The following is a 24,806-nucleotide window of genomic DNA, read 5'->3' as shown; positions in this document are numbered from 1 at the left end:
AATAATAACGATGTTTTCCCGATCAAGGAACGTGAAAGAGAGGAGGGGGAATTGAAGGGGAGCTTAAGAGGCCAAAACAAACATGGGTCCACTGGACTTATGTCGACATTATCATGGCTTTTTCCGAATCGCTTAGGAGTTATCCTAGGCATTTGTCTGCTTTCACTTTTCCTATCGTCTTGTAAAATCAATAATCAAATTCGCGGAACATTGGGCAATGGTGACTCACCGAGTGTTTCAGCTCCAAAGGTGACTTTTCAAAGTATTACTCCTTCTGTGGCTCTGGGCAATTCTTCTACAAACTTTGAATTTCAGTTGAGCTATGAAAATGCCAATTCCGTGGATCTTCAAAATAGCTATTTAGTAATGAGTTATACAGGTGGTGTAACTTGCTCTCCTTTGGCGATTAACAACGGCACCAGTATGAATCCAACCCTAACCTTGTCTGGTTGTACAGGGGATGGAACGGCAAAGATTCTACTTAACCCAGGCTCCAGCGAAGATGACAGTGGCAATACAGATGACGGGGCGGTTAGCGGTGTGGTGACAGTGGATAACACGGCACCCACGGTGAGTGTCGGCTCACCGTCACCGGCTAGTGGAGACTCTACAGCCACATTTAGTTTTCCAGTAACTTACTCGGGGGCTGACACAATTAATTTAACTTCTGGAAGTATTACAGTAAATGCCACAGGCCCAAGCTGTGATGCGCCTATAGTGAATAATGGCACAACGGCGACGCCAACGGTGACAATCACCAATTGCACGGGCAATGGCACTGTGGGCATCACAGTGGCCGCCAGCACCTCCAGCGACGAAGCGAGCAATCAAAACCTGGTTTCCAGTGCATCAGCGACCGTGACGGTTTCTAACAGTATTTCTTGCCCGACAGGCTATATCCCAGTAACCGCCGATGGGACTTATACAACTTCAGATTTTTGTGTGATGAAGTACGAAGCTAAACTCCTATTTGACACCGATGGCGATGGTGACTTCAGTAATGCGACTATTGAAGCCGATGGGAATGCCGACAACAATGCAACTCACAATTATGACACCGAGTATGGCACTAATGAGCACAAATTCAAAGCGGTGAGTGTTATCAATGGTCGCCCTTGGACTTACATTAAGAGGGGGGAAAATGGAGCTTCGACAGGGCAAGGTGCTCTAGAGGCTTGTCAGTACCTCAACACTCAAGAGGGCGTGAGTAACAAATACGATATTATCTCCAACGACGAGTGGCAAACAATAGCCCGAGACATTGCAGCTCAACAATCTGGCCCGACCAATAACTGGGCTGCGGACTCTTTTGGAGACACAGTTTTAAATCACGGCCATGCAGATAACTCTCCTTCGCAAAGTTGCGATGCTAGCAATGAGTATGTGCAAACCGATTGTGCGGACAGCGGTTCTGAATCCAAGTTTCAAGAAAAACGTACTCACAATTTATCAAATGGTGAAGTGATCTGGGATCTGGCAGGAAACGTATGGGAGTGGGTTAAAGATAATAATACCACCACCGTTTATACGGGGTCATTTACTTGGGATTACTGGACAGACTGGACAGATACGACTCCTAACGATGGCATCAGTGATAGCTATTCTGCCACTCAAGCATTGTTTGGCCCTCTTGATTTAACTCCGGCCATTTGTACAAACCCCAACGCAAACAATTATTGTGGCTTGGGTTACCTTTATGACCACAACGCCGGTGCGGTTTTCCGTGGGGGCTACTGGTACTTTAACGCGTACTCGGGCGTGTTCTCGTCGGCCCTGACCGGCGGCCCGTCGGGCTCGTACGGCAGCATCGGGTTTCGTTGCGTGTTTCACCCTTGATGCGCCAAGCAATATGATTGAGTAACTCCAAAGTATCGTAGAAAGTGGCTGGCAGCTAGCCCTTGAATTATTGGACCATTGGCTCTTGGAGTTTTGCCCTTCAAGGGCAAAACCAATTCCTTGCGCGCGAAGCGCGCAACTATTGTATTTTGTGACGCAAAGTAGCCTATTGAGGAAATATGCGGAAATTTCACTTCCGCATATTTCCGCACGGCCCCTTTGTCTCTAGAAATTTGCGGTAATTTCCGTAAAACATTTCCGTGAGTTTCCTCAGATTTCCGCATGAGGAGCTTGACTTCCGTATAGACAAAAGCCACTTTACGGTCAGTTTAATGAATATTCTTCTATATTCTTCCTTTAACTCCCTACAATTTCCATTTTCTCTAATGTATGAATTGACAACTTCGGTAGAAAATTTCAAATGTATATAAATAAAATTTGTAGAAGTTTTTGGTTTAAGAGGGGATTTATATTGGATGCTGTCGAGATCAATGTCAAAAATGCGGCTTTGAGGCTTGGTTTGACTGAACGCCAGGTAAGAAATCACATCAAAGCTAGAAATATTCAAGCGATTAAAGTGGGTAAGGAATGGTTTGTAGACTCGGCTTCGGTGGAAGCTTTTCGTAGGCGCCACCGCATACCGAAAGTCGAAAACAAGCCATTACCAGTGCCAAAGACAACTTCAGAGGAGACCAAGGCAAAGCTTGAGGTTAATAAAGAAAAACCAGCCAACGAAAAAGAGCCTAGCCCTTTCGTTGTTACCGAAGCGGCTGATGATGAAGACAAGAACAAAAACTCTTCGGAAAATAGTAACAAAAACCCAGGACAACAAATTTTCAAGCTCAACTGCTACAAGCTGTGTGTCGAAGCCTTTTCGACTTGGACGCCTCACAGTTCAGAGCCTGAAATACTTCTTGAGCTTAAGTTTGCAGCCCTTAGAAATCTTGGTGCTGGGTACTACTCATTTGATTTTCAAACCAAGTGTGATTTTTACCGGAAATCAAGAGCCAGTATAGGCTCTTTGTTGGCCATAGTTTTTAGTCGGGAGGAGTGGAAAAGCGCTCATCAAAAGGAGGTAGCCTTTCTGGAACAAAAGGTTCTACCGGCTCTGTCAGCACTCATTAGAAAAATGGAGAAAAAATCTTAAGTGAAAAATACTAAGCTATTTAGTGACTGCTATCAGCTCACTTTATCACTGTTTCACAGAACGAAAAACTACCCGAAGCAAATGAGGCCAACGGTGGGTAGAAGGCTTGAGGAATCGGCAGTAAGTTTACTGTTGTCTGTCAAACAGGCCAGCGTTTACAAGGGCAATTCCCGTGTGCAAAAGCTTAAAACGGCCTCTCATTCATTGGACGAAATTCGATTACTCGTGCAGTTGTCAAAAGACACAAAAATACTGTCAACGGGCTCCTTTGGTGAGCTGAGTGAATTGACTTCAGAAATTGGCAGAGAGATTGGAGGATTTCTCAAACATGAAACAGGCAAACTCTACAAGTCTAATAGAACAAGTGGCAAGCTTTGATAATTTGGTCAGCGCTTTCCATGAGTGCAGTCGTGGGAAGAAGGCCACAAAGGGCTATCAAGAGGCCTTATTCTGCATTGGAGAAAAACTTAAAGTGATAGAAGAGCAATTGCGATCAAATCAATTTATATGGCAGGGCTACAGGAGCTTTTATGTGCACGACCCCAAAATGCGTCTCATTATGTGTGCCCCGTTTATGGATAGAATCGTTCATCACGCCATCCATAGGTTAGTAGAGCCAGTGATTGACCCGCTTATGTCTGACAGCGTTTATGCTTGTCGAAAGAAAAGGGGGAATCGCAGAGCAGCCTTGAGTCTTTGGGAGGTTTTGAAAAAATTTGGTGGGCGTCGGTTTACCGTCAAATTAGATGTTGCCAGCTATTTTCAAAGCATTAACCACAAAATTCTTTTGAACAAGTTTATGGCCTGTCTGTCAGATTCCACGTTAGAGCCGCTCATCGATAGACTTTTAAATTCCCATCCTGATTTTTCAAGGCTTGGAGCGGGAATTCCCATTGGCAATTTAACCAGCCAGCTTTTTGCGAATTTTTATCTGATATCGGCGGACCGACTAGCTACTGGGGAGCTCGAATTAAATTACTATTGGCAACGAGAAAAAGTTAAAATTACAGAGGTATTTTATATTCGCTATATGGATGATCTGGTTCTTTGTGGAAAAGATAAATCCAGGGTGTTGGACGCGGCGGAAGCTGTGGTCTCACATATTGAGAGTGACCTCAAACTGTCAATGCCGATCCGAAAAAGGGTTCCCTTGGGCAATGCGCCTGTCCCCTTTTTGGGTTATTTGTTGGATCATCAAGGTTATAAAATATTAAGCCGCAACAAACATAGATTTAAGAAGAAAGTAGCTCGGCTTGAGAAGCAAAAAGTGAGAGAAAGTTATTTGGCTATGGTGAAGACATCTTATTTGTCATGGCAAGATTTAGAACAGGGTCGGGACTCCCTAAATGCCTAAAGGCTTTTTTCGTGCCGCCGGTGCGGTTATCCGTGGGGGCAACTGGAACAATAACACGAACTCGGGCGTGTTCTCGTCGAACCTGAACAACGGCCCGTCGAACTCGAACAACAACATCGGGTTTCGTTGCGTGTTTGGCGCTTGAGGCTGGCAGACTTGGGGTAAAGTTAAAAGTGTGAGGGATGTCGCTTCGTCTTCGGATGAGCGGCCACACGATGTGAACTTAATACCAAAGGTTTAAGTTCCAACCCAAGGCACTACGGAGTCCTGACCTGGGCTGACTGGGAGGCTTTTTAGCCTCCTGGGGTCCGAATTATATAGCTTTTTTAAAGCTAAACCCAAACTCAAAGGATGCGTTACAAGCGGATGCAATTCGAGCCAGAAGTGACAAAGAGGTAGTTCTAGAATCGGAGCCTGACTCCAGGCGCGCGATAACGCTTTGGCTTGTACCTACCTTTTCAGCAAGCTCCGCTTGAGTAAGCTCTGCTTTTATTCTGGCCGCTTTTACGACCATTGCAATTTCACTTTTGACCCGCTCTTCTTCGTATTTAATACGGACTTCAGGGTTTTTTAAAAGCTTGTCAAAAAAAGGTTTGGCTGGTTTATAGGGTTTCTTTTTATTCATAGCACGTCCTTCATTCTTTTTTCAGTCCAGTGCTAGGACACCTTCAACTCAGTTGTGGGATCGAGTTTTTGTAAATACTCAATCAACTTGTCAGTGGATATTTTCTCAATACGATGATGAAGTATTTTGCTAACAATGGCTTCATCAATACCAAGTTGTTTCGCGACATCCCTTTGTTTCATGTTGTGATCTTGCTTAAAAGCCAAAATCTTTTGGCAAATTTGATAGCGAAATTTTTCAAGAGGCGTAGCACTTTCATTAAGGTGAATAGAACCTTCAGCTTTTTCAAGTTTTTCACGCATTTTTTTTAATTTATGTTTGCTTGGGAAAGGCATTTCTTATCTCCTGTAGGCGTTTACGACACCAACATAAATTTCATCGTCTTCCAGAAGCCATATTAATTTATAAAGCTTCCCGTCCAGATCAATTTTATCTTCGACGAAGTATTCAAATTCTCCATCTCTATCAACCGACTGAAATCTACGTTCATTAAGTGTGGCAACCAACCTCAAGATGATCTCATCGCTAATAGAGTCACTGTGTTTCAACTCAAAATGGTCATCAATAATGACTTTTGTAATTAGTCTGTTGTTTACCCTTAGCTGCTGTTTATACTCTCGTCGACTCATTTATTACCTATAGCAAAACTTGACATATATTTCAAGTTTTTTAGTAAAGGTCACGCTTTTTATTTTGTTTCTATTAAAAATCTATAGTCATAGATGAGAGCCGGGCATTTTTTCGTGGAATTGAATTCAGTAATCCAGCTTCCCACCGGTCATACGCTGGGCCATCGGCTCCAGTCGGCCCAAGCCTTGAGCCGCCTTTTCAAGGGCTAAATACTGAACTTTGTCGTGAATAGCCTTTGCCGAATATCCGGCACCAAAGATGATTCCAGCGTAAGCGGTCAAGTAAAACACCATCGTCATAATTGAGCTGATAGCTGCGTTCATGGCATCCTCCTATTATTGTCAAAATTTTAGGGTCGCTTTGATTTTTTAACAATCTCAACCCAGGGCTTTTGCCCTTTTCTGGCGGCCACCCTTTGGTAGCAAATTTCCTTTCGTATGGTCTCCGGGGCTCGGCTATAATGTTTGCCGAGCTTTTCCAGGGACCAACTTTGAATCCAATATTTGTTTGCCAACTCCATCAGATCCAAATTAGGCAATTTCCACTGTACTGGCACCCCCTGTTTTACCACAATGGGGTGTTCGACTAGCTTGGGATAGGGGCTACCATTCTTCAGAGGTCCATACCGGACACATAGGTTACAGATTGTTCCGATCACATAGGTAACACATTTGCTTCAAACGGGTTTTTTCCGGGTTCGACCCGTGCAGCTTCCTCATCAAAGTACCCTAAATCGTAGTTCATAAAACTCACTAGCCATATCCTATCATCAACCTGTCTCACGCCCACGTCCTGACCGGCAAAGACCCTACTAAAATTAATCTTTCGTCTGTCCACACAGATCCGTCCGCAGTGTGTGACCGTGACTGTTTTGTCGTGCATTGGGTATTCCACCTCCGATATCCCCTCGTAAGGCCTCATGGACGGTTTATAGACCTCTCCTGGGTATTTCATATCCAGAGCTTCATGGGGACGGTCGTGGTTGTACTCGCTTGTGAAGCGATCAAATTTCTCTTGCTGTTGCAGGAGGTTTTGGCCGGAGGGTTTGGTGGCCTCTTTTTTCAGCGTCAGGTGCATTCGCTCGTGTCTGCCATTTTGTTGGGGACAGCCTGGGGCTGTACGCTCGATCTGGATTCCTAGTCTCAGCCACCATACAGACAGGCGACTAAGGCCAAACATGGCTTGTACATTGGAGAAGGGGATTCCATTGTCGGTTCTGATGGCCTTAGGTAGACCATATTCTTTGAAGGTTCTTTCGAATACAGTGAAGGCATAGCGCTCTTTGGTACTCTCCAAGGCCTCGCAGGTGAGCAAGTACCGGGTGCTGAAGTCAGTGATGGTCAAAGGATAACAGTAGCTCTTGTTACCCAGGAGGAACTCGCCCTTGTAATCGGCACACCACAGGGCATTGGGTTCAGAGGTGTAAGACAACTTCGTGCCTTCAGCCTTGTAACGTCGTCGTTTTCTAGCATTAACGAGGCCATGCCGATCTAAAACAGCATGCACGGTACTATTGGCCGGAAGTTTAATGCCCGGATGCTTTCGTCTCAGTCGCTCTCTAATCTTACGGGCTCCCCAATTGGGTTTGTCCTTCTTGATCTGTACGATGAGACTTTCAATTTGGAAGGGCAGTTGGTTGGCTTGTTTATAGGGCCTGCGAGACTGGGAAGGCAGACCTTCCAGTCCACAATCTTTATACCGGTCCCAAATCTTGTACCCAGTCTTCCTTGAAATCCCGAACTCCCTGCACAAGCTTGCCATTTTCTCGCCGTCAATTAACCTTGCGATAAACCTCAGCTTTTCATCCATGACGCTACACTCCTTCCAAGGCATAAGACTTTCCTCCTATGCCGAAAAGTGTAACCTATGTGTCCGGTACAAAGTGTTACCCATGTGCCGGGTTACTCAAGATAAACCTCGTCATCCATCGTTGCCTTTGGCCTTCGCTCACTCCAACGTACATCTGTGTACGCCTGCGTTCTCTCAGGCCAAGGCGCCTCGCCTGACTCCAACGTCTAGAACCCAAGGAAAAAACCAATGGTGGGTCCCGAACGGCCTTTGCCAAGATCCGAGTCGCCAATACCCACGATGTAGCTGTAGCCAAAGCTGAGTGCTAAGGCGCGACCGAAAAATACGGTGAGTCCAGCTGATGTGATGGATGCAGTTCCATCCAGGCTCACATAGGTGGGGCCAGAGGTAGGCTCAGGGTCGATGGGGTTTCTTACATCCAAATATCCCACTTCTTCGCGGGCATGAAAGACGAGCCAGTCATCGAGGACTTGGGCATAGCCGACGAACAAGCCCCCGCCAATGGCCCGATCGTCATCGGGGCGCTCACCAAATGAATAGTGCCCAGTGGCTCCCGCTTTCCAAGCGCTGCCTGTACAGCAGCCGATGTCGACGCCCAAGTTAAATGCGGTGCCTTGCTGGGAGTTAACTCCAATCGAACCGTGGGGAATAACAAACCAGCCTTCACGTGGGTTCTTAACGGCACCAGCAGCAGAGGCCGATGCGAAGGGAAGAGTGTCGACGACTATTATCAGTATGAGAAAAGCGACAATGCGCACACAATATCTCCGTTGTATAGGACCCATCGGCAAACTGACTCCAGAGTGCATGACAATCGCCGGGGAATCAAGGGTCCGGGGTATTGGGTGGGCGACTTAGGCGCGGGCGATCCGGGGTCCAGCATCAATCCCAATTCTATACATGTGTTATTGTATCGTTGACAGATATATCGGTTAACGATATAAAAGGTGTATGAATTCTATGAATAGAGGTACATTCCTGGTTCTAATGGCCCTGTTGGACGGGGCAAAGCATGGGTATGAAATATCCAAGTACATAGAAGAACGATCTCGTGGTTTTTTTAGAATGCCATTTGGGACACTGTACCCAATTTTGCATCGGCTTGAAAAAGAGGGGAACGTTAAGGTCAAGATAGATGACTTTTCAGGTGCCAAATCCAAGAAGGTTTATACCCTCACCAGCAGTGGCAAAAAGTTGGCTAAAGAAGAAGTAAGTGAGTTTGATCTACTGTCCAAAGCCATCAAATGGATGGTGCCGGTGTGAACGACTCCTGGAAAAACCAAATTGAGAAATTAGAACTCCCTTACCCAGCAAGATTTCAATTGACCGATGAAATTGAAGAGCACCTTAGGTATTTTCCAGAGGAGAAGAATAACCTGTTTGCTGAAGAGTCATTAAATGATTTTTACCAGATTCATAATACCAGTTTGAAAAAGGCTTTGGACGGCTTTGGGCCTCGGGTCAGTCGGTTTGTTCAAAATGCATTGGTTTTGTTTCCACTATCAGGACTAATCCTATTTTTAGGGAAGGAGAGATTTATGATTGATTTTATCAGGCAAGGTGGAGCTGGCATGATTGCTATTTTACTTGTTGGGCTGGGACTGATTTTTAGAGAGCTCAATCTTTTTGTTAGGACCATTTTGATTAAGGATCACTCAAGGAAGAATCTCCAGATCGACTCTATCTCAGTTGTCTTAGGCAGCCTTGCATTGGTTTTACTAGGGGTGGGTGTCACATGTCTTGGCGCATACGTAACCGTGACCGGTGTTGTTGAAAATAAAATGGGGTACGATATTTTGGCAATTGGACTAAAAGAATCAATAACTGCCGTGATCGTTAGCACGAGCTTTGCTTCTCTTATTCTGCTCCTTCATTTTTCGACTCGTCGGTTTTTGGTTTCTTGGAAGGCTCCATTAGTGGAATAAATATTTTCAAACTTTCGGGAATATGGGCCCCTCAATGACCGGGAGAAGGTTGTTCTCGCCAGTTACCGGGTGAAGGCCAAGGCATCCTTAAAACCAGAGACCTCTAGAACCCAAGGAAGAAACCAACGGTTGAGCCCGATCGTCATCGGGGCGTTCACCAAAGGAATAGTGTCCGGTGGCTCCCGCCTTCCGGACACTTCCTGTACAGCATCCGCCTTAATTTGATTTGGATGCCCTCATACCATCAGAACGCATTAACGATTGTATTCACCGAAAATGTTGTGGTGTCCAGATTGGGGTCCTCTGGATACATAGCAATGACGGGATTTACATAGATCTTCTCGGTTGCTGCAATCCCCACTCCCAGTTCTGCCAGTATGGTATCACTTTCAATTTTGTCACGCAGGCGATAGTGGGAACCACCGGTAACGACAACCACAGTCGCCGTGAAGCCGTCTTTGATCATGTACTCAGCAAAGGGAGAAAGGCCCCAACCCCAATCCAAATCATCGGTATCGGAAACAGTGAAGGTAGAACCACCAATGCCAACATCGGCACCAATGGTTAGGCGGCTGTCGCCGACTTTTTTGGCAAAGTAGTGACTGAGAGTTAAGTGCATATCGCGGCCGGAGTCACGAGTTCGCCCGGTATAGTAGCTGTATTTTGCGGAAGAGTTATGCTCCATCCCGTACTTGGAAAATGAATGAGAATAAGTCAGATAAGGAGTCGCCATTTCTGATTGTTCGAGGTTCTTTTCGGGTTCGACAAAGGTGATGCCCGTTCCGGCGGCCAATGTCGTGGATTTATCAATCCGGTAGACGCCGCTCACCGAACCTTGAAGTTCTGTTTTGGGAATCACCAGGCTGTTATCGGGATTGGGGCGATTGCTCTTGCCCGGATCTTTGATGCTAGATCCCAAATATTTGAGATTCATCTTAAATGAATAACGAGACTCGGAGCCGGCCATCGCCTTCATTTTGGAATTGGTTATGCCGCCGCCGTCATCATCAGCGGTAACAATCTTGGCCCCGTCATTTTCTTGAGCGAGACTTACTTCACTTACAAAGGTCAATGCCAATAGTACACAGATCAGTATTTTCAACAGATTCCCCCCTGTTTACAATTCAGTTTTTTGATCGCGACATTTTTGTCGAGGCCCAGGGCTCTGTCAAAGCAAGATTCCAAAAGAGTACTAAATCCAAATTGACTCCACATGCCGGGGGGACGACCCACCTCAGTGACATCAGAGGTGAGGGGATGGCTTCTTGAAATCGAAAGGATTTGGGGCCCAAGACGTCAATTGGCGAGGGTGGCGCGTCAGAGGGTGCGTGAAACAGGTGAATTTCAACTCACAACGGCAATTTTTCAAAGAAGTTTCAGGATTTTGTGCAGACTTCGCCTTGTTTGCGATTTGGCTCACATCCCAATTTGGGTCGGTTTTAAATTTTGCCGCAATTCCTGGGTACCTAGTGAACTAACTCAAACCTCTGGTCTTCGCCCGATCCGGGCCACTCTTTGCAATCACTATGGCTGTAAGGGGTATCAGTCATGAAAACTAAAATTACGACCGCAATTCTATTGTTAATTGTCTACACTTCCTGCAGTGAGGTGAGATTTCAGGATGGTGGGGTTATTGACCCTCAGCAATCTGTGTCGGATATTGACGATCCGGACTACAATCCGCCGGAATCTCCCGTCAATCCGACACCTGAAGGGCCTCAGCCGCCGCCTCCACCACCGGAGGAACCGCCTCCTGTCGTGGTTGAACCACCACCGCCTCCACCTCCGCCACCGGTGGAACCACCTCCAGTTGGGCCTCCGCCTCCCAGTGGTAAGAGCTACTGCGAAACGGAGTTGTTTAAGGGATGGGGCCCCCATTGGGACGTTTGCGAACGGCAGATTCAATGCCACATCGAGAAAGTCATCGGAACGACGGTGGACTCGATGGACATCTTTCACGATCCTGACGGTAGGTCCGATACCGATGCATGGGTGAAGACTCCGCTGTGCAGCGGTTACTTTGTCTTTGATATGACTTCGTCCGAGCTCAATTGTGACATTGTTCACTACGGTAGAGTAACCAATTATATCTTCCGTGTGTGGGCAACAGGCAATTGTCGCCCACACCTGAAGTGAACTTATCTTTTCTTGTAATCGAAGCCAGCCTTAAGCGGGAGCCCCCCGCTTGAGGCCTGTATGTCCAGCTGGACGGCACCCATGACAGGTACCGAAGGATGTAGTCGGGCGCGGATCACGAGGTTGTCCACACTGGCATTCATGGTACCAGTGGTCGCAGCAGCCGTATCCGCCATCAGGGATTCGGCAAGGCCAATCACACTGGGACCTTGAGCCAAGGCCCCTTGTTGGACATCGTAGATTTCCACCACGTCGCATTTGTCATAGCTCTGACCGTCAAGAGTGTTGGCATCTTCGATTCCTAAGTGGCGAATTTTAAATGAGGTCAGGTCCATTTGCTTTTTTTGTCTCAATTCATCCATTAAGGCATCGGTGAAAAAGTAAGCTGGCGTGTCGATGTTTTGTTGGCCGGTTTGACCACCAACGTAAGTGACATCGATATCGTAGTCCAAACTGATCACATAGAAGGCATTGGCACCCGAGCCCCCCTGATTGACCACTTTTGCTGTTGCTGACCCGCGATTCACCAGGGGGGAGGTTCTCCGCGAGTTTTTGTCCAGTTCATAGTCGGCCATCTCGCCCATGCGGATGGGCCGCCACTGGCTTTGGTTGCCGGGAGGATTGTTGTTGTTGTTGTTCTTTGCCGCCACCTCATCGGCGGAATCACTGGGCTTTTTTTGACAGGAAAAAAGAGAAATGGTCATTAGGGCAATCATTGCCATGGTGAGTGTACGCATCCTGGTACTCCTAAGTGGATATTATTCGAATTTACGATTGAATTGAGCAAGGCCTGGGCCGAACTCCCGAGGGCTTGAGTGGCCAAAATCATCACAAATCGTTGGACCAATCAAAACTGACAAGGGTTTCAACGGGGAATCTGCTCTTAAGGGGAGTAGCGTTAAACCCCCTTTGGTAGATCAAGATTACTCGCACTCTTTTAGCTCGTCCTTGGTCACCCACACGTCATTCATGTCAGACATTTCCGTGGGGAAATAAATAGAGGTGGGGCGCGCTTTCTTCACCGCAGACGGAGATCGCAGGGGTTTGCCAAATGTGTTGTTCTCGCTCACCACTGAAAACTGATCGATCACTTTATTGCTGATGGTTTTAAGGTGGCACTCGGCCAAGTTTTCCTGTCCGCCCAAATTAAAGGTGCAAAATAATACGGCAGGTTCAGCCCCCTGATCTGTGGTGTAGATGGAAGCCCAGTGGGGGCAGTCCCCCTTGCCGCGGCAAAGATGTTGTCCGCGGAGTTTTTCCCCTCCCAGCCCCTGGGTAAAGGTAAAGCTCATGCCAGGTCCAACCCGTAGTTGATTGGAGCGGTTGAGAATGGAATGAGAGCTAAAGCTAGTGATGGTGTGGGTGCGAGAGTAGGAATGCTCATGTCCCTGGGCGATGATCGCTCCATTTTCGCGACAAACGCGGTAGTAATCCCATGGCACCTCACTCTTCTTTTGTCCCATTTGGTAACTGGCCTGTTGTTTGTGCCAGGAGCAAATTTTCCACACAAAGGGATCTGATTGTTTGAGGACGCCCTGAAGATAGGGGAGAGTGCCGCGACCAATGGAACCGACCCCTGAAGTAATAAAAAGCATTCCCTTATAGACGCAGACGCCGTTGACTCCGTGGTCACCCGAGCAGGCCATCCCCTGAACGCGGCGCGAACGCTTTTCCAGACGGTCCCGATAGCCATTGCTGCCAAACCAGTCTTTGGCGTCATGGTTGCCGGCTGAAGCAATATAGGGAAAGTCATGGCCCAAAACTGAATCCACCAGATGTTCCCAGGCCGCCGGATTATCCCGGTAGTCGAAGTCCCCTTGGTGGAGCACCAGTTGGGCTCCGTCGGCTTTGATTAACTGCAGGATCTTTTTGGAAGCCGAACTGATTCCCAAGTCACCGATAAATGCGACTTTGAAATTTTCAGGAGTTGGTTCTGCCAAAACAGATAAGGCAAAAAACGATGTCAGGCAGAAAAGCGTGAGTCGGATCAGGCGTGGCGAGCGGCTTGCTCTCTTCATGAATCCCTCCCGGATCGTGAGACCTGCTAGGGAGAGAATATTGGATGCAACCAGGGAGTCAACCGATGGACTGGCAGGTTATGGTCGGAATCGAAATGACGGACCGCAGATCCTGGAGGCGAACTGCGATCACATCAGCCTCAGCCCAAGTAGTTGTGAACCACCATGGCAATGCTGGCAAGGATGGCGATCGTCAATGCAATGTAAGGTTGTTCTCGGGTGGGTTTGTCGGCTGGCCGCATGAGATTGATTGGTGGTTTCATCCAACTCCTCCTATGAACTGGAATTTGCTCTCAAGTAAAGCAAGCTCCGCGCCCCCTCTAGACGCCACAGTTTCGAGTAGAACTGTCTCAATAGGGAACACCCTGGTCAGGTGTCAGATATTTAACCGCTCTGGGAAATCGCCTAACTTAGCGATTGACCACCAGTTTTTTGCTAAACAGGGCCTTGTTTTGCTTCATGCCTAGGGACTGAACATGGTTGACCCAACCCTCGGCACCCAGCTGAGTTTCGATAAGCAAATAGTTGTGGTCCTTGGCCCCGGCAATTCGCCGCGGATTGTCCCACAGTTCTGGCTCACCAGGTTTGTTACGAAAAATATAGGAGTGAAGTGGGCTGGAGGTCAGCTCAAAGGTTTTGTAGCCAATTTGGTTGGCTTCAATTTCCAAAAGCTCTGAAAAATGAATGTCTCCTGAGGCAAATAGGACGGGAGCCTTCACTGACTTCAGGTCGTTCATCAGCTGGCGAAAGTGAACAGGATGATCTGCCATAAAGGTTTCATTGATCTGGCGCTTCTTGCCATCGCGGCCATCAATCAAAATCGCAGGAGCAAAAAACTGTCCGCCATTGATAAGCCAAGCCGGTCGGTCATTGGCCTTGAGGTGATTGATCAGCCAGGAGTGTTGTTCGCGCCCCCAATGGGCGAAGGCGTTCTTAGAACCACGCGCTTCGCGGAAATAGCGGTTATCGAGAAGAAAGAATCTTTGACCCGCAACTTGAAAGAGCTTGTAGACCCCTCCCTTGCCGTTTTCATGCACGTTGGCAATATCGGGGCTGCCAAAAAAAGCCTGAAAGGCCTGGCGGGCGAACCCCTTTCCCGCAAATGTCTTGTCAGAGTCATTGGTCCCATAGTCGTGATCGTCCCAAGTCGCCAAAATTGGAACCAACTTTTCCCGATGAAAAAGAGGAATCACCTCAATACTGTGCAGGTAGCGCTGCCAAATATCCGTCTCTGTGGCCTTGTCACGAGGAACAAAATCATAAGAATCCACATAGACCACATCCCCGTTCAGGACGATGAAGTCAGGATTCTGAGCCAGCATATGATCCCAAATCTTGTCCTGGATGTGCTTAAAGGAAAAGTCTTCGGACATACAAGAGCCCAGGGCAAAACGCAGGGGCCTTTCCCACTTGTCCTTAAAGGTGGAAAACAATCGACTATCCACCACTTCATTGTTGTTGGCGAGTTGGGCCAGGAGCCGATATTGAGTGCCAGGGTTGAGCTCCGAAATTCGCAGGTTAATAACCTGCCAGTGCAGGGGAGAGGGAGTCGTTTTTCCCAGGACCTCTACTTTGCCAACCGCTTGGCCATTTTGTTCAATGGCAAACTTGTACTCCCGGTTCCGGGGGGCCATGACATTAATAAAGGTCTCGTGGCTGGAAGTCGCAACCTGGATGAAGCCCAATTTGCCCGGGCCCTTAAAGGTGTCCCCGTAATCGGTCACCATAGTTTTGATTTTTGCCGGACTCTGGCAGCCCAATATCACCAAGCCAATAAGTATTGTGGCTAGAAATCGCATGGCCCCTCCCTTAGTTTCCAGATTCTTTTTGCGGGGAAAAGGCCCCCATGCAAGTCTTGTTGCCTTGTCCCTTCAGATTTCCCTAAAACAGGGCGTTCTCCGCCATAGGAATGGAGTTGGTGGCGCATGGAGTCTGGGATTTGTCATAGACCACATGGCGCTTGCCTTGGTCGTACCAGCGCACTTCGATCAATTCGCCGGAGCGAAAATCAGTGAAAAAGGCCACATCGCCAAACATCTCACCTTGAGGAGTGGGAAGATAATCAAAAGAGGTGATGGTCACCAACTTAGAGGCAACCGATGAATAAATGGTGCCACTAAGGTCATCGACAAAATTTTTAGGTTCTGAAGTAAACCACTTTTCCACTTTGCCAGCGATGGTTCTGAAATCACCCGTCGGGTGGATCACCCAGCCAGCCTGCAAAAGGGCTGGGTCTGATGGGCACTTGTTGCCCGCTGCCCAGGCCGATGAACAAAGGACGATGCTCGAAACCAAAAACGCAATCTTACCCATAATACCCCCGTTGATGAGTTTAGACTCATCATTGGCACTTGGGGATGAGTGGAGGCAAGAACAATTGGCAATTGAAAGGAAAACGAGAAGAGGTGGCGCAGCAGCCCATAAGGATGAGATGCCGCGCACCACAGATCTTAAGACGGATTAAAGATCGCACTTGTCCATGGAGTAATCTTTAACAAAAAGTTTCGCTGAGCAGGAAGTGCTGCTCGAGTTGGTAATCACATCCACGCGATAGTCCAGAGCAATGGTCTTTTTGTCCGTAACACGTGGCCTACTTAGGATTTTGCCAGCCCACTTGATGCAGTCGCCGCGCTCATTGGTTTCATTTTCCAAACACTCAGCAATAGCGCGCTTGGAAACGATCATGTCATTGGCTTCGTCATGGCAAAGCCAGTCGACAGTAATAAAATGACCGTTAATCTGCACCATGGGGTAGGCCCCTTTAACGGCAAGACTTTTATCGATTTCTTCCCAAGTGGAATTCTCATCGATGTTTTTTGAAGCGCCGCAGGGCCAGCGAATTGCAGCGTCGGCTTGGGAAACGGTGATAAATATGGCTGCAAGAGCCAGTAGTAGTGACTTCATAGATCCCCCCTTATGGGTAAAAGGCGGGCCCCGGTTCCCGTACTGTTGTTACATGTTGGCTAACAACCGCAACTGATACTCGGTTTGATCTTCTGGGTAAAGGTTGAAGTCCCTAAAATAGGGTTGGCTCACAATATTCTGACGAATAGACGCTTGCAGCCACAAGTGTTTGTTGGCCAACCACTCGACTCCCGTTTCTATTTCCAACATTTCCTTGAATGCATCGCTGTGAGCACCCCGATGGCGCCACTCGGTTTGCAGACCCAGTAATTGAAACACTTTAAGGTTTTGCGTGGCAATGTAGCGGGCTTTAAGCTCTTGCAGATACAAGAAGCCGGGAAGGCCGTGAACTTCAGTTTCGCCACTGTCATTTACTTTAGTGGTGCGCCAACGCTTGTGGTGAGAGTAGCGGGGATTGGCGTGATACTCCAGTTCCCAATGCTTGGACAGGGGTTTGTTGAGCCAAGCAAAACCAAAGACTTCTGTTGTTCCATTCTCTCGCCACTCTTCGGTCACCGGAACATACAGTTGGGCCATTGCGCTAACCGTAACATCGCCAAAAATCTTGGCCATGCCAAACTTATTCACTTCAATATAAGGGTTGGCGGTTTCGTGATTGGACTGGCCTTTCTCATCCCAGGCCAGAGTGCTGGCGTACCACAGTCCCCAGGTGGTGTTACTTTCAGTCTTGTAGGTCAGGCCAAAGTTTTGAATGGAAAATGAATCATCTGGGTTTCCGCGATTAAAGGCTTCGCCGTTCATAAAGAACCAGCCAAAGTAAGAACCGCCAAAGCGATTGGGCTTTAGGCCCAGCCAAGAGGTCGGAGTGGTGAACACCGATTTGGTGGTCATTTCCTTTTCCGATGAGGCGGAGGCCGTCGCCGAAACCACTAACAAACTGAGGGTCGCAATCAAACCTACAAAAGGAGAAACTATCTTCATTATTGAACTCCTGCCGCTTGCGGCTCAGCTGGTAGGGCTTTCTGCCCGAATATACTCTTCACTGTGTTACGCAGATTTTCCCAATCAAAAACGGAACGCGACTTTTCCGGTGAATCGGGAAGTTCGAAATCCTGCACCTCGCGATCAATGCGCGAATAGCGAAAGCCATAGAGATCAATGGGCTTAAGAGCCAGAGCCTGGCCCATGCGATCCACGTGTTTTGTTTGGTCGTCGACAAAGATCACGGCTTTTGGTTTGAGGCTGAGCAGATGCAAAATCGCCAACATCATGGCCCCTTTGTGTTGGCCGCCACTAAAAAACACACCGTCGGTGAAGTTCACCGGGCGGGCGGGCTTGTCCAGCTTAAGACTTTTGATAATCTGTGGATCCAGGTCAGCCGGAAGGCCAATGGAAGACAGGTCTTGATTGTTGTAAGGCAAAAAGGCGTGGCTGGACTTGCCACTATAGCCAAAGCTTGAAAACTCAAATCCATTTCTCATGTGTTTCATGGTGGCGTCGCGGAACTCCATTCCTCTCGAAGTCAGAGCAATCACCGCAAAGCCCTTCGCCTTGAGTTGGCTGAGTATTGCTGGGGCATCGGATTGGGTGCTCTCCATAGGGCTGAGATAAAACAACACACCTTGCACATCGAGGAGTTCAGAAAAGTCCTTGGCCACCTTGCTCGGGATTTCCTTGTTGTTGAGAACCGCATCCTCTTGCCAGCGAAACCACTGATCAGAGCCCAGGGACTGGGATTGCTTCAAGAGTGTGTTGTCTAGATCAAAAACCACCAACACATTTTGGCTGCCCCCATATTGTGGGGCGATTTCCACGGCTTTGGCATGAACGTCAGCCAAGTCGCTGGTTTCAAAAACTTGGGCCGCAAAGGCCGAACAGGCAATAACTAGTGAAAACAAAAGACTCAAGACTTGCATGGATCCCCCTCCAAACATCTTTGGCCGCGCAACACCGCTCTTTAATAATGATGTAGCGTCCGTAACATAGGGGTCGGGCTTTTCCCACTAGATCTGGGAAAAGGCGGCAATTTAACCCGATTACAAATGCCCCATCTCATCGCCATTAGAACTGATTGGCGCCAGGAGTCAAAATACCCCAACTCGGCCCTATTTGCCGACAAGGGGTTTGAGTTCCTCCATCAGAGAAGGTAGATAAGCGGATATGAGTTTGCGTCATACGAAAGGGATCGGATATGGCCATTGCCAATTTTCAAGACTTAATTAAGACAGCCCAGAGTCAGCCGGAGCCTCAGAGACTCTTATTTCTCTTTGCTCAAGCCAATGCAGAGACGACCAGCGACTCGGGTCAACAGCGTGGGACCATTACACCCATGATCTGTGTGGATATGCTTCCCAATGAAGTGGGTGACTTCAAAGCTCTGGTAAAAGAAGCCGACGGCATCAACAAGAACTGGAATTTTGTTTTCATTGCCGCTCTTTCTGGAGTGAACGGAATTGAGCCCTCCTCCGAAGAGGCGGGCCACTTTTTGGAAAGAATGACCACAACCATTTCAAGTGGAATGGATGTGGACAAGTACCTGGTTTTTGACCGGGACGAGAACCCGGTCACTCTGACTCCAGGCTGATCAGAAACAGCGAGCTTTGCCGCCCAGTTGTTGGCCGGCAAAGACCACATTGATCTGGCCGCCTGACCCGTCGTAATCGTAGGCGGCCTCAAACTCCTCAAATCCTAGAGCGTTAGCATGCCCTTCGAGAGGTCGAATTCGGTGGTGGATTCGGCCATTGCTGTCCTCGTGAAAGACTTCAATCGGGATCGGGCCAGTGGGCTGATTGTTAGTGTCGCGGCAGTAAAGAGTGGATTCTTTCAGTACAATGCCGCCATCGCGCAATTTGTAATTGCACTTCAAAAACCGCCCCGGAACTTTGCCGCCCTGAAAAGCCAAAACAACATCGATGTTGATGGCACTGATATAAGCGCCGTCAAATCCTTGGCGGAACTCACAGGTCATGGATGGATCGGCTTTGGCTACTGGCAATAGAAACAGACAGGCGAACAGCCCAGATAGAAGCAACTTCATGATACCCCCAAAAAGTTGTGTACAAAATTAGTTAGCTGAAACTCTACAATGTCTATTCAACAATCGCGATGCGACTCAATCGCCGCCAGTTCTGTCGGGAACAGTGCTCGTAGTTAAAGGGAGCAGCATCTAGGTTGTAGCAGTACCTGAGCCCGGAGTTTCTCACCGTGGCGGCGACCCGTCGCCAACGGTCGTTCATGCAGTTCTCGTAGCCAAAGGGGTTGTACTCGACTCCGTAGCAGTCCTGAAGAATCAATCCGATGGTTTCGCCGACCACGCGGAGGTTGCGATTCATGCAGCTTTCAAATCCAAAGGGATTGTTTTCGGCGCCGAAGCAATCCCGCACATTGATGCGCTCAATCCACTCTTCGGCAAGGGTGGCACTGGACAAACAACTCAGAAGGACAAAGGCGATCAGGGCAAATAGAATTTTTCTCATGCCCCAATGCTTGAACATTCCCTCAAGGGTGTCGAGTTTTTTTGATGGCGCATTTTGCCATTTACAAGTTCTTTAGCTGGAAAAGCCTGGTTGATGAATTGCGGGCTGTGTTAGTCTGGGCGCCTATGAAACATTTGATCTTTATCTCAGCCTCACTCGTCTTGATCTTCAGCTGTGCCACCTCACCCACTGGACGCCGCCAATTTCTCTTGGTTTCGGATTCTGAGATGAACTCCATGGGGTCTCAGGCCTTTGATGAAATGAAGAGTAAGGTTCCGCGTGAATACAATTCAGCCATCAATTCCTATGTTAAATGTGTGGCCAATGCCATTACCGATGTGGCTGTGGATCACACGGGTGTGGCCAGCTGGGAAGTGGTGGTGTTTCGCGATAACTCGGCCAATGCCTTTGCCCTTCCTGGTGGAAAAATTGGTGTGCATACAGGAATGCTCAAGGTGGCCACTTCAGCGGATCAATTGGCAGCTGTTCTCGGTCACGAGGTGGGACACGTGATTGCCCGTCATGGTGCCGAGAGAGTTTCCCAGGCTATGGCGGCTCAGGCGGGCTTGATGGTGACGGATCTCTTACTGGAAACCAACCGCAATCGCGGCACCATCATGGCGGCTCTTGGTTTGGGCGCTCAGTTCGGGGTGATCCTTCCCCATGGCCGCAAACAGGAGTCTGAGTCCGATGATATCGGTCAGCAGCTCATGGCCATGGCTGGGTTTGATCCTCGCGAGAGCGTTCAGCTGTGGAGGAATATGCAAAAGGCTAGTGGTGGTGGGCCCCCTGAATGGCTGTCCACCCATCCCTCCAACAGTCGCCGCATCGGTGATCTGGAGTCCAATATGCCGGCCGCCATGCAGCTCTATCAGCAGGCCCAGGCTCAAGGAAAGCAGCCCCGCTGTATCCGTCCCTAGATCGGAAGTCCTTGAAATCTGTAATTGTTTTGTCCCTGACTTGAAATGTCTTCAGTCGTGTCGATCATCTATGGCCCGCAGCATCAAATGATGTTAGGCCCGGGCTTCCCGTAAGTGTTTGGTGTCACGAAATCATAGAATGGAGAAAATCATGAGAAGCCTAAAGCTGATTCTTTGCTGTTTACCGTTATTTTTGGCTGCCTGTAAGGATGAACAGGGAAACCTGCGCATGACCCTGGCCAGTGACCAGATGGTCTTTGAAACCATCACCGGAGACAAAACTCCAGTGAACGTCAAAGGCTACTTTTTTATGGACATGAAGAAGGGCCAGACTTGTGTCAAAGGTGAGGACGTAGACAAGGCCAATCTGGAGGATTTCTGGATTCAACAATACACCGACGAGACCGGAAAGCCTGGCCGTTTTAAGGTGGAGATTGTGGATAAGGGAAACACCTATTTTATGGTGTGGGCGAAAGTGAAGTTTCATCTTCCTCTTACATGGTGGAAGGGAAATGACATGAAGGGTGAGATCACTTGTATTCTGCCGGCCATGAAGCAGGTTCAGGTGGAGCGTCCCTCAGATCTTCAGTTGCTGGATGGCAAGTCCATTCCCACGACTCCTGATGGCCAAGCTATTTTCAACAAGTGCTACCTGGAAACCTCCCGTGGCAGCTCCATGGCCAACACCATGGTGATGTCCCTGGATGGGTTTTTGGTGCCTGACCAGTTGGGAACCGGCTCCTTCACCAAAAAGATCTGCCGCGATTAAGATTTGTTCGTGGCCTCCTGCATAAGTCCACTTGTTTCTTGTGGCCTGGTGAATTGATCTGATAGCAATTTTAGATTGCATGAGATCATCACTGGGCCAGGGAATGCTGGTTCTTTTTGTGTAGGGGGCATTGATGAACAATCTTTGGAATGATCAGGATCCAGCAAGTCGCTCAAGCCAACCACTGGAACTGAGAACTTACACTTCAAATTTGATTGGCCAGTCAGATGATTTGGTTCTTCATGGTGGTGGCAACACCTCGGTGAAGGTAAAGGAAAAGAACTTCTTCGGTGACGAGGAAGAGATCCTCTATGTGAAAGGCAGTGGCTGGGATCTAGCCAGCATCAAACCTGAAGGTTTTGCGCCGGTTAAATTGAGCGTTCTTAAGCGTTTGGCGACCCTAACCAAATTGAGTGATACCGACATGGTCCGTGAGCAAAAGGCGGCCATGACCAATCCGACAGCACCGGCGCCCTCGGTTGAGGCCATTCTTCATGCTTTGATTCCTTATCAGTATGTGGACCATACCCATGCCGATGCCGTGGTGACTTTGACTAATGGTTTGCGTAACGAGAGTGAACTTAAAAAAATCTTTGGCGACCGGGTGCTATTTGTCCCCTATGTGATGCCTGGATTTATTCTCGCCCGCACTGTTTTTGAAATGACCCAGGATATTCAATGGCAGAACTACGATGCTATGATCCTCATGCACCATGGGATCTTCACCTTTTCTGATTCGGCCAAAACCAGTTATGACCTGATGATCGAGTATGTGAGTCGGGCCGAGCAGTACTTGCACGAGTCCGGCGCTCCAGCGAAGGTGGCCACCTCTCAAGGCAATGGCTTTGGTTTGAACGAGTGTTTGCGACTGGCCTCCTTGAGGAAGGAGATTTCAGTTGTGGCAGGAAAGCCCATGTTGGTGCGTTTGGATCAGTCGGCTGAGGCCATTGGCTTTTCTCAGCACGCAGATGTGGCGGGCAAGATCAGTCACGGCCCTTTGACTCCTGACCATGTGATTCACACCAAGCAGCTGCCTTTCTTGGTTCAGGGTGAGAATATGAACTCCTTGGTAAGTGACTATGCCGACCGCTATGAAAAATACTTTAGCGATAACAAGACAGATGGTCTTTCATGCCTGGATCGGGCGCCCCGCTGGGGTGTATGGCCCGGCCAGGGGCTGTTGGCTGTTGGACAGAACGCCAAATTCTTGCGGGTGATTGGCGATATCTCTCAGCACACGACCAAGGCCATTCAATGGGCTGACGCCTTTGGCGGTTGGTGGGCACTTCCGACCAAAGACATCTTTGAAGTGGAATATTGGGAGTTGGAGCAAGCCAAACTTAAAAAGGCCGGGTCGGCTCCTGAGTTTGAAGGCCGGGTAGCCCTCGTCAGTGGTGCGGCCAGTGGGATTGGCCGAGCTTGCGTGGAAGACCTGATTGCCTGTGGCGCCCAGGTCATGGCTTTGGATATCAATCCTGAAATCACCGAGATGATCAAGTCCCCTCAATACATGGGGATGGTCTGTGATGTGACCCAAACAGCCCAGCTGCGTGAGTGTCTCATAAAGGGCATTCGCCACTTTGGTGGTTTGGACATGGTGGTCAGTAACGCTGGCATTTTCCCCAGCAGTTGTCGCATCGAGGACATGGGCGATGAGTATTGGGAAAAGTCCATGGCGGTGAATCTCACCAGTCACGAAAAACTTCTTCATGTTACCATTCCATTTCTTAAGCATGGATGGGAGCCCGCAGTGGTCATTGTTGGCTCAAAAAATGTTCCCGCCCCGGGACCGGGAGCGGCGGCCTATTCAGTGGCCAAGGCCGGATTGACTCAATTGGCGCGAGTGGCGGCTCTTGAGTTGGGGGCTGATGGCATTCGTGTGAATGTGGTTCACCCCAATGCGGTTTTCGATACCGGCATCTGGACAGATGAAGTGCTCACTAAGCGCGCCCAAAGTTACGGTCTGAGCGTGGACGAATACAAGCGCAACAACGTGATGAAAGTGGAAGTGACATCGAAAGACGTAGCCCGTCTGGTCTCCACCATGGCAGGAGCAACGTTTGCGAAGACCACAGCCGCGCAAATTCCCATCGATGGTGGCAACGACCGGGTCATTTGATCAGTGCCCAGATTGGGCCTCAGCACATCAATTTTGACAGTTTTAGAGGGCGGGGCACGGTTATCCTCGTTCTGAGGGCCTCTTGGGAGGAGCGGGGATGGCACCTTCCCTGCACTCATACCCGTGTTCAATATGATTGAGATCGAATGTCCCGGAGGACCCCAATGGTGAATCTTTTTGTTCTGATTTTATTGTGCTTTGGCTTGTCCCTCACAGCCCGGGCGGCTGATCCGGCTTGCGATGCCAAGTGTTTGCAGGCCCGATTTGTGAGCATGGTTGATAATCAGTCCCAAGAAGCCCTGGCATCCAGGCAGAAGGAATTGGCGAGCAAGATTCGAGAGTCAGTGAGATCGAGTCTTTTTGTCGGCGCCAAGACGAGCTATTCGATATTGGAACTGAGTGAGGTGGAAATCATCCCTCAGGCGAGCACTCCAGTCAGTGGGGCAGGATACATTTTTGGCGGCGGAGCCTTCTCATTTCAGGAAGCCTTCTTTTTTGTTCGCCTACAAGACCAGGGATCTTACCTTTGTCGACTGAAACCCACTCTGGTTGCTAACCGCAACCTGGATTACGGAGAAAGGCGTCCCGAATTTCGGAATGTTGTGGCCGAAGTGAATTGTGTCCTGGATAAAACCAAGGCATTTGTCCCGGAAGCGAAGCCACAGATTAATAGCCAGATCAATTTTGGTGAGGAAGACAGAGCGAAGCATGTTGAAACAACAGCCTGGCTATTCCACTCTTGGTTGAAGAAAGATCGCTAATTCTTAAGGGCGTGGGTGGTGAAAGTCGTGGAATGGACCACACAGTCGGGCATTTCTGTCATCACCACCATCAAAGCCCCATCGGCTTCGTCGGAAATCTCGACAGAATAGGCGTGAAGGCGTAGGCCACCCAGTCTGCGGTTGGCGAGTCCCAAATAATTGGTTCCCAAAATCATGTAATCCAGTCGTGGTGGGTCACCCAGGTGGGCCTTGAGGGCGGCCTTTTCCACAATTTCCGCACATCTCTTAATGTCCCTGGGATCAGCTTGATGTTTGGGTGTGGAAGAACATCCCGAGAGAAGGAGAAGAGCAGGGATTAAATGTTTGGGATTAAAAAGCACGAATTTCTCACATTCTTTAGGGCTACCCGATTTTGCGCAAAAAAAACTAGCTTGTAAAGATTTTTTTGTTGTGGA

The 24,806-nt window shown here is 48.7% G+C and carries 29 protein-coding genes; 12 read left to right on the top strand and 17 right to left on the bottom strand.

What is annotated here, in order from left to right; translation table 11 throughout:
- Positions 1–99: 99 nt before the first annotated feature.
- The 4 genes from H6624_15485 to H6624_15470 all read left to right on the top strand — a co-directional run bounded on the left by H6624_15485 (position 100) and on the right by H6624_15470 (position 4,337).
- Positions 100–1,836, top strand: coding sequence for a hypothetical protein (locus H6624_15485; GenBank protein ID MCB9085749.1), 1,737 nt, complete (start codon positions 100–102; stop codon positions 1,834–1,836).
- 472 nt (positions 1,837–2,308) lie between these two features.
- Positions 2,309–2,983: a helix-turn-helix domain-containing protein gene (locus H6624_15480; protein MCB9085748.1), complete on the top strand. Its 675-nt coding sequence runs from the start codon at positions 2,309–2,311 to the stop codon at positions 2,981–2,983.
- Entirely contained in the window at positions 2,984–3,361 is a 378-nt protein-coding gene (locus tag H6624_15475; protein ID MCB9085747.1) for a four helix bundle protein, read from the top strand.
- On the top strand, positions 3,312–4,337 hold the full coding sequence (locus H6624_15470; protein ID MCB9085746.1) for a hypothetical protein: 1,026 nt from the start codon (positions 3,312–3,314) through the stop codon (positions 4,335–4,337). The genes H6624_15475 and H6624_15470 overlap by 50 nt, the downstream gene beginning before the upstream one ends.
- 313 nt (positions 4,338–4,650) lie before the next feature.
- Here the strand turns inward: H6624_15470 and H6624_15465 are convergent, their stop codons facing one another.
- The 6 genes from H6624_15465 to H6624_15440 form a co-directional block, all read right to left on the bottom strand.
- Positions 4,651–4,962 carry a helix-turn-helix transcriptional regulator gene (locus H6624_15465; protein MCB9085745.1) on the bottom strand — a complete coding sequence of 104 codons (312 nt, stop codon included), beginning with the start codon at positions 4,960–4,962 and terminating at the stop codon, positions 4,651–4,653.
- A 32-nt stretch (positions 4,963–4,994) separates the two neighbouring features.
- Positions 4,995–5,297 (bottom strand): XRE family transcriptional regulator, encoded by a 303-nt coding sequence (locus H6624_15460; GenBank protein MCB9085744.1) that lies wholly within the window; start codon positions 5,295–5,297, stop codon positions 4,995–4,997.
- 3 nt (positions 5,298–5,300) lie between these two features.
- Positions 5,301–5,591, bottom strand: a complete 291-nt coding sequence (locus H6624_15455) for a hypothetical protein (GenBank protein ID MCB9085743.1) — start codon at positions 5,589–5,591, stop codon at positions 5,301–5,303.
- A 126-nt stretch (positions 5,592–5,717) separates the two neighbouring features.
- Complete coding sequence (locus tag H6624_15450; GenBank protein ID MCB9085742.1) at positions 5,718–5,915, bottom strand: hypothetical protein; 198 nt, start codon at positions 5,913–5,915, stop codon at positions 5,718–5,720.
- 331 nt (positions 5,916–6,246) lie between these two features.
- On the bottom strand, positions 6,247–7,425 hold the full coding sequence (locus H6624_15445) for a transposase (GenBank protein MCB9085741.1): 1,179 nt from the start codon (positions 7,423–7,425) through the stop codon (positions 6,247–6,249).
- Between the two features lie 182 nt (positions 7,426–7,607).
- Positions 7,608–8,159 carry a hypothetical protein gene (locus H6624_15440; GenBank protein MCB9085740.1) on the bottom strand — a complete coding sequence of 184 codons (552 nt, stop codon included), beginning with the start codon at positions 8,157–8,159 and terminating at the stop codon, positions 7,608–7,610.
- 202 nt (positions 8,160–8,361) lie between these two features.
- Between H6624_15440 and H6624_15435 the strand changes: the two genes are divergently transcribed.
- Positions 8,362–8,664 (top strand): helix-turn-helix transcriptional regulator, encoded by a 303-nt coding sequence (locus H6624_15435; GenBank protein ID MCB9085739.1) that lies wholly within the window; start codon positions 8,362–8,364, stop codon positions 8,662–8,664.
- Between the two features lie 59 nt (positions 8,665–8,723).
- Positions 8,724–9,326 carry a hypothetical protein gene (locus tag H6624_15430; GenBank protein MCB9085738.1) on the top strand — a complete coding sequence of 201 codons (603 nt, stop codon included), beginning with the start codon at positions 8,724–8,726 and terminating at the stop codon, positions 9,324–9,326.
- A 244-nt stretch (positions 9,327–9,570) separates the two neighbouring features.
- On the opposite strand, the gene H6624_15425 is transcribed toward H6624_15430, so the two are convergent.
- Entirely contained in the window at positions 9,571–10,428 is an 858-nt protein-coding gene (locus H6624_15425) for a hypothetical protein (GenBank protein ID MCB9085737.1), read from the bottom strand.
- 446 nt (positions 10,429–10,874) lie between these two features.
- On the opposite strand from H6624_15425, the gene H6624_15420 reads away from it, so the two are divergent.
- The gene (locus H6624_15420; protein MCB9085736.1) at positions 10,875–11,462 is read left to right on the top strand and encodes a hypothetical protein; all 588 of its coding nucleotides are present in this window, start codon (positions 10,875–10,877) and stop codon (positions 11,460–11,462) included.
- A gap of 2 nt (positions 11,463–11,464) precedes the next feature.
- Here H6624_15420 and H6624_15415 read toward each other — a convergent pair whose 3' ends face one another.
- From H6624_15415 to H6624_15385, 7 genes are all read right to left on the bottom strand, one after another.
- On the bottom strand, positions 11,465–12,199 hold the full coding sequence (locus tag H6624_15415; GenBank protein MCB9085735.1) for a hypothetical protein: 735 nt from the start codon (positions 12,197–12,199) through the stop codon (positions 11,465–11,467).
- A 186-nt stretch (positions 12,200–12,385) separates the two neighbouring features.
- Complete coding sequence (locus H6624_15410; protein ID MCB9085734.1) at positions 12,386–13,480, bottom strand: metallophosphoesterase; 1,095 nt, start codon at positions 13,478–13,480, stop codon at positions 12,386–12,388.
- A 410-nt stretch (positions 13,481–13,890) separates the two neighbouring features.
- A complete protein-coding gene (locus H6624_15405; protein MCB9085733.1) occupies positions 13,891–15,279 on the bottom strand; it encodes an alkaline phosphatase family protein in 1,389 nt (462 codons plus the stop codon).
- 82 nt (positions 15,280–15,361) lie between these two features.
- Entirely contained in the window at positions 15,362–15,793 is a 432-nt protein-coding gene (locus H6624_15400) for a hypothetical protein (GenBank protein ID MCB9085732.1), read from the bottom strand.
- A 147-nt stretch (positions 15,794–15,940) separates the two neighbouring features.
- On the bottom strand, positions 15,941–16,384 hold the full coding sequence (locus H6624_15395; protein ID MCB9085731.1) for a hypothetical protein: 444 nt from the start codon (positions 16,382–16,384) through the stop codon (positions 15,941–15,943).
- A gap of 48 nt (positions 16,385–16,432) precedes the next feature.
- On the bottom strand, positions 16,433–17,326 hold the full coding sequence (locus tag H6624_15390; protein MCB9085730.1) for a hypothetical protein: 894 nt from the start codon (positions 17,324–17,326) through the stop codon (positions 16,433–16,435).
- On the bottom strand, positions 17,326–18,261 hold the full coding sequence (locus H6624_15385; GenBank protein ID MCB9085729.1) for a DUF2608 domain-containing protein: 936 nt from the start codon (positions 18,259–18,261) through the stop codon (positions 17,326–17,328). Before H6624_15385 ends, H6624_15390 begins: the two co-directional genes overlap by 1 nt.
- Before the next feature lie 275 nt (positions 18,262–18,536).
- On the opposite strand from H6624_15385, the gene H6624_15380 reads away from it, so the two are divergent.
- Positions 18,537–18,929, top strand: coding sequence for a ribonucleotide reductase subunit alpha (locus H6624_15380; protein ID MCB9085728.1), 393 nt, complete (start codon positions 18,537–18,539; stop codon positions 18,927–18,929).
- On the opposite strand, the gene H6624_15375 is transcribed toward H6624_15380, so the two are convergent.
- Positions 18,930–19,382 (bottom strand): hypothetical protein, encoded by a 453-nt coding sequence (locus tag H6624_15375; GenBank protein ID MCB9085727.1) that lies wholly within the window; start codon positions 19,380–19,382, stop codon positions 18,930–18,932. It lies immediately after the preceding gene.
- 52 nt (positions 19,383–19,434) lie between these two features.
- Entirely contained in the window at positions 19,435–19,821 is a 387-nt protein-coding gene (locus H6624_15370) for a hypothetical protein (protein ID MCB9085726.1), read from the bottom strand.
- Positions 19,822–19,946: 125 nt separating this feature from the next.
- Between H6624_15370 and H6624_15365 the strand changes: the two genes are divergently transcribed.
- The 4 genes from H6624_15365 to H6624_15350 all read left to right on the top strand — a co-directional run bounded on the left by H6624_15365 (position 19,947) and on the right by H6624_15350 (position 24,390).
- Positions 19,947–20,741: a M48 family metallopeptidase gene (locus H6624_15365; GenBank protein ID MCB9085725.1), complete on the top strand. Its 795-nt coding sequence runs from the start codon at positions 19,947–19,949 to the stop codon at positions 20,739–20,741.
- Positions 20,742–20,892: 151 nt separating this feature from the next.
- The gene (locus H6624_15360; protein MCB9085724.1) at positions 20,893–21,510 is read left to right on the top strand and encodes a hypothetical protein; all 618 of its coding nucleotides are present in this window, start codon (positions 20,893–20,895) and stop codon (positions 21,508–21,510) included.
- Positions 21,511–21,643: 133 nt separating this feature from the next.
- Entirely contained in the window at positions 21,644–23,629 is a 1,986-nt protein-coding gene (locus H6624_15355) for a bifunctional aldolase/short-chain dehydrogenase (GenBank protein MCB9085723.1), read from the top strand.
- 164 nt (positions 23,630–23,793) lie between these two features.
- The gene (locus H6624_15350; protein MCB9085722.1) at positions 23,794–24,390 is read left to right on the top strand and encodes a hypothetical protein; all 597 of its coding nucleotides are present in this window, start codon (positions 23,794–23,796) and stop codon (positions 24,388–24,390) included.
- Here the strand turns inward: H6624_15350 and H6624_15345 are convergent.
- Positions 24,387–24,731 (bottom strand): hypothetical protein, encoded by a 345-nt coding sequence (locus H6624_15345; protein ID MCB9085721.1) that lies wholly within the window; start codon positions 24,729–24,731, stop codon positions 24,387–24,389. The genes H6624_15350 and H6624_15345 overlap by 4 nt on opposite strands.
- Positions 24,732–24,806 lie beyond the last annotated feature (75 nt).

It is taken from the genome of Pseudobdellovibrionaceae bacterium (assembly GCA_020635075.1).
In the GTDB taxonomy this organism is placed as follows: Bacteria; Bdellovibrionota; Bdellovibrionia; order Bdellovibrionales; family UBA1609; genus JADZEO01.
The sequence above is the reverse complement of the archived record's forward strand: the minus strand, read 5'-3'. Positions and strand labels throughout refer to the sequence as shown.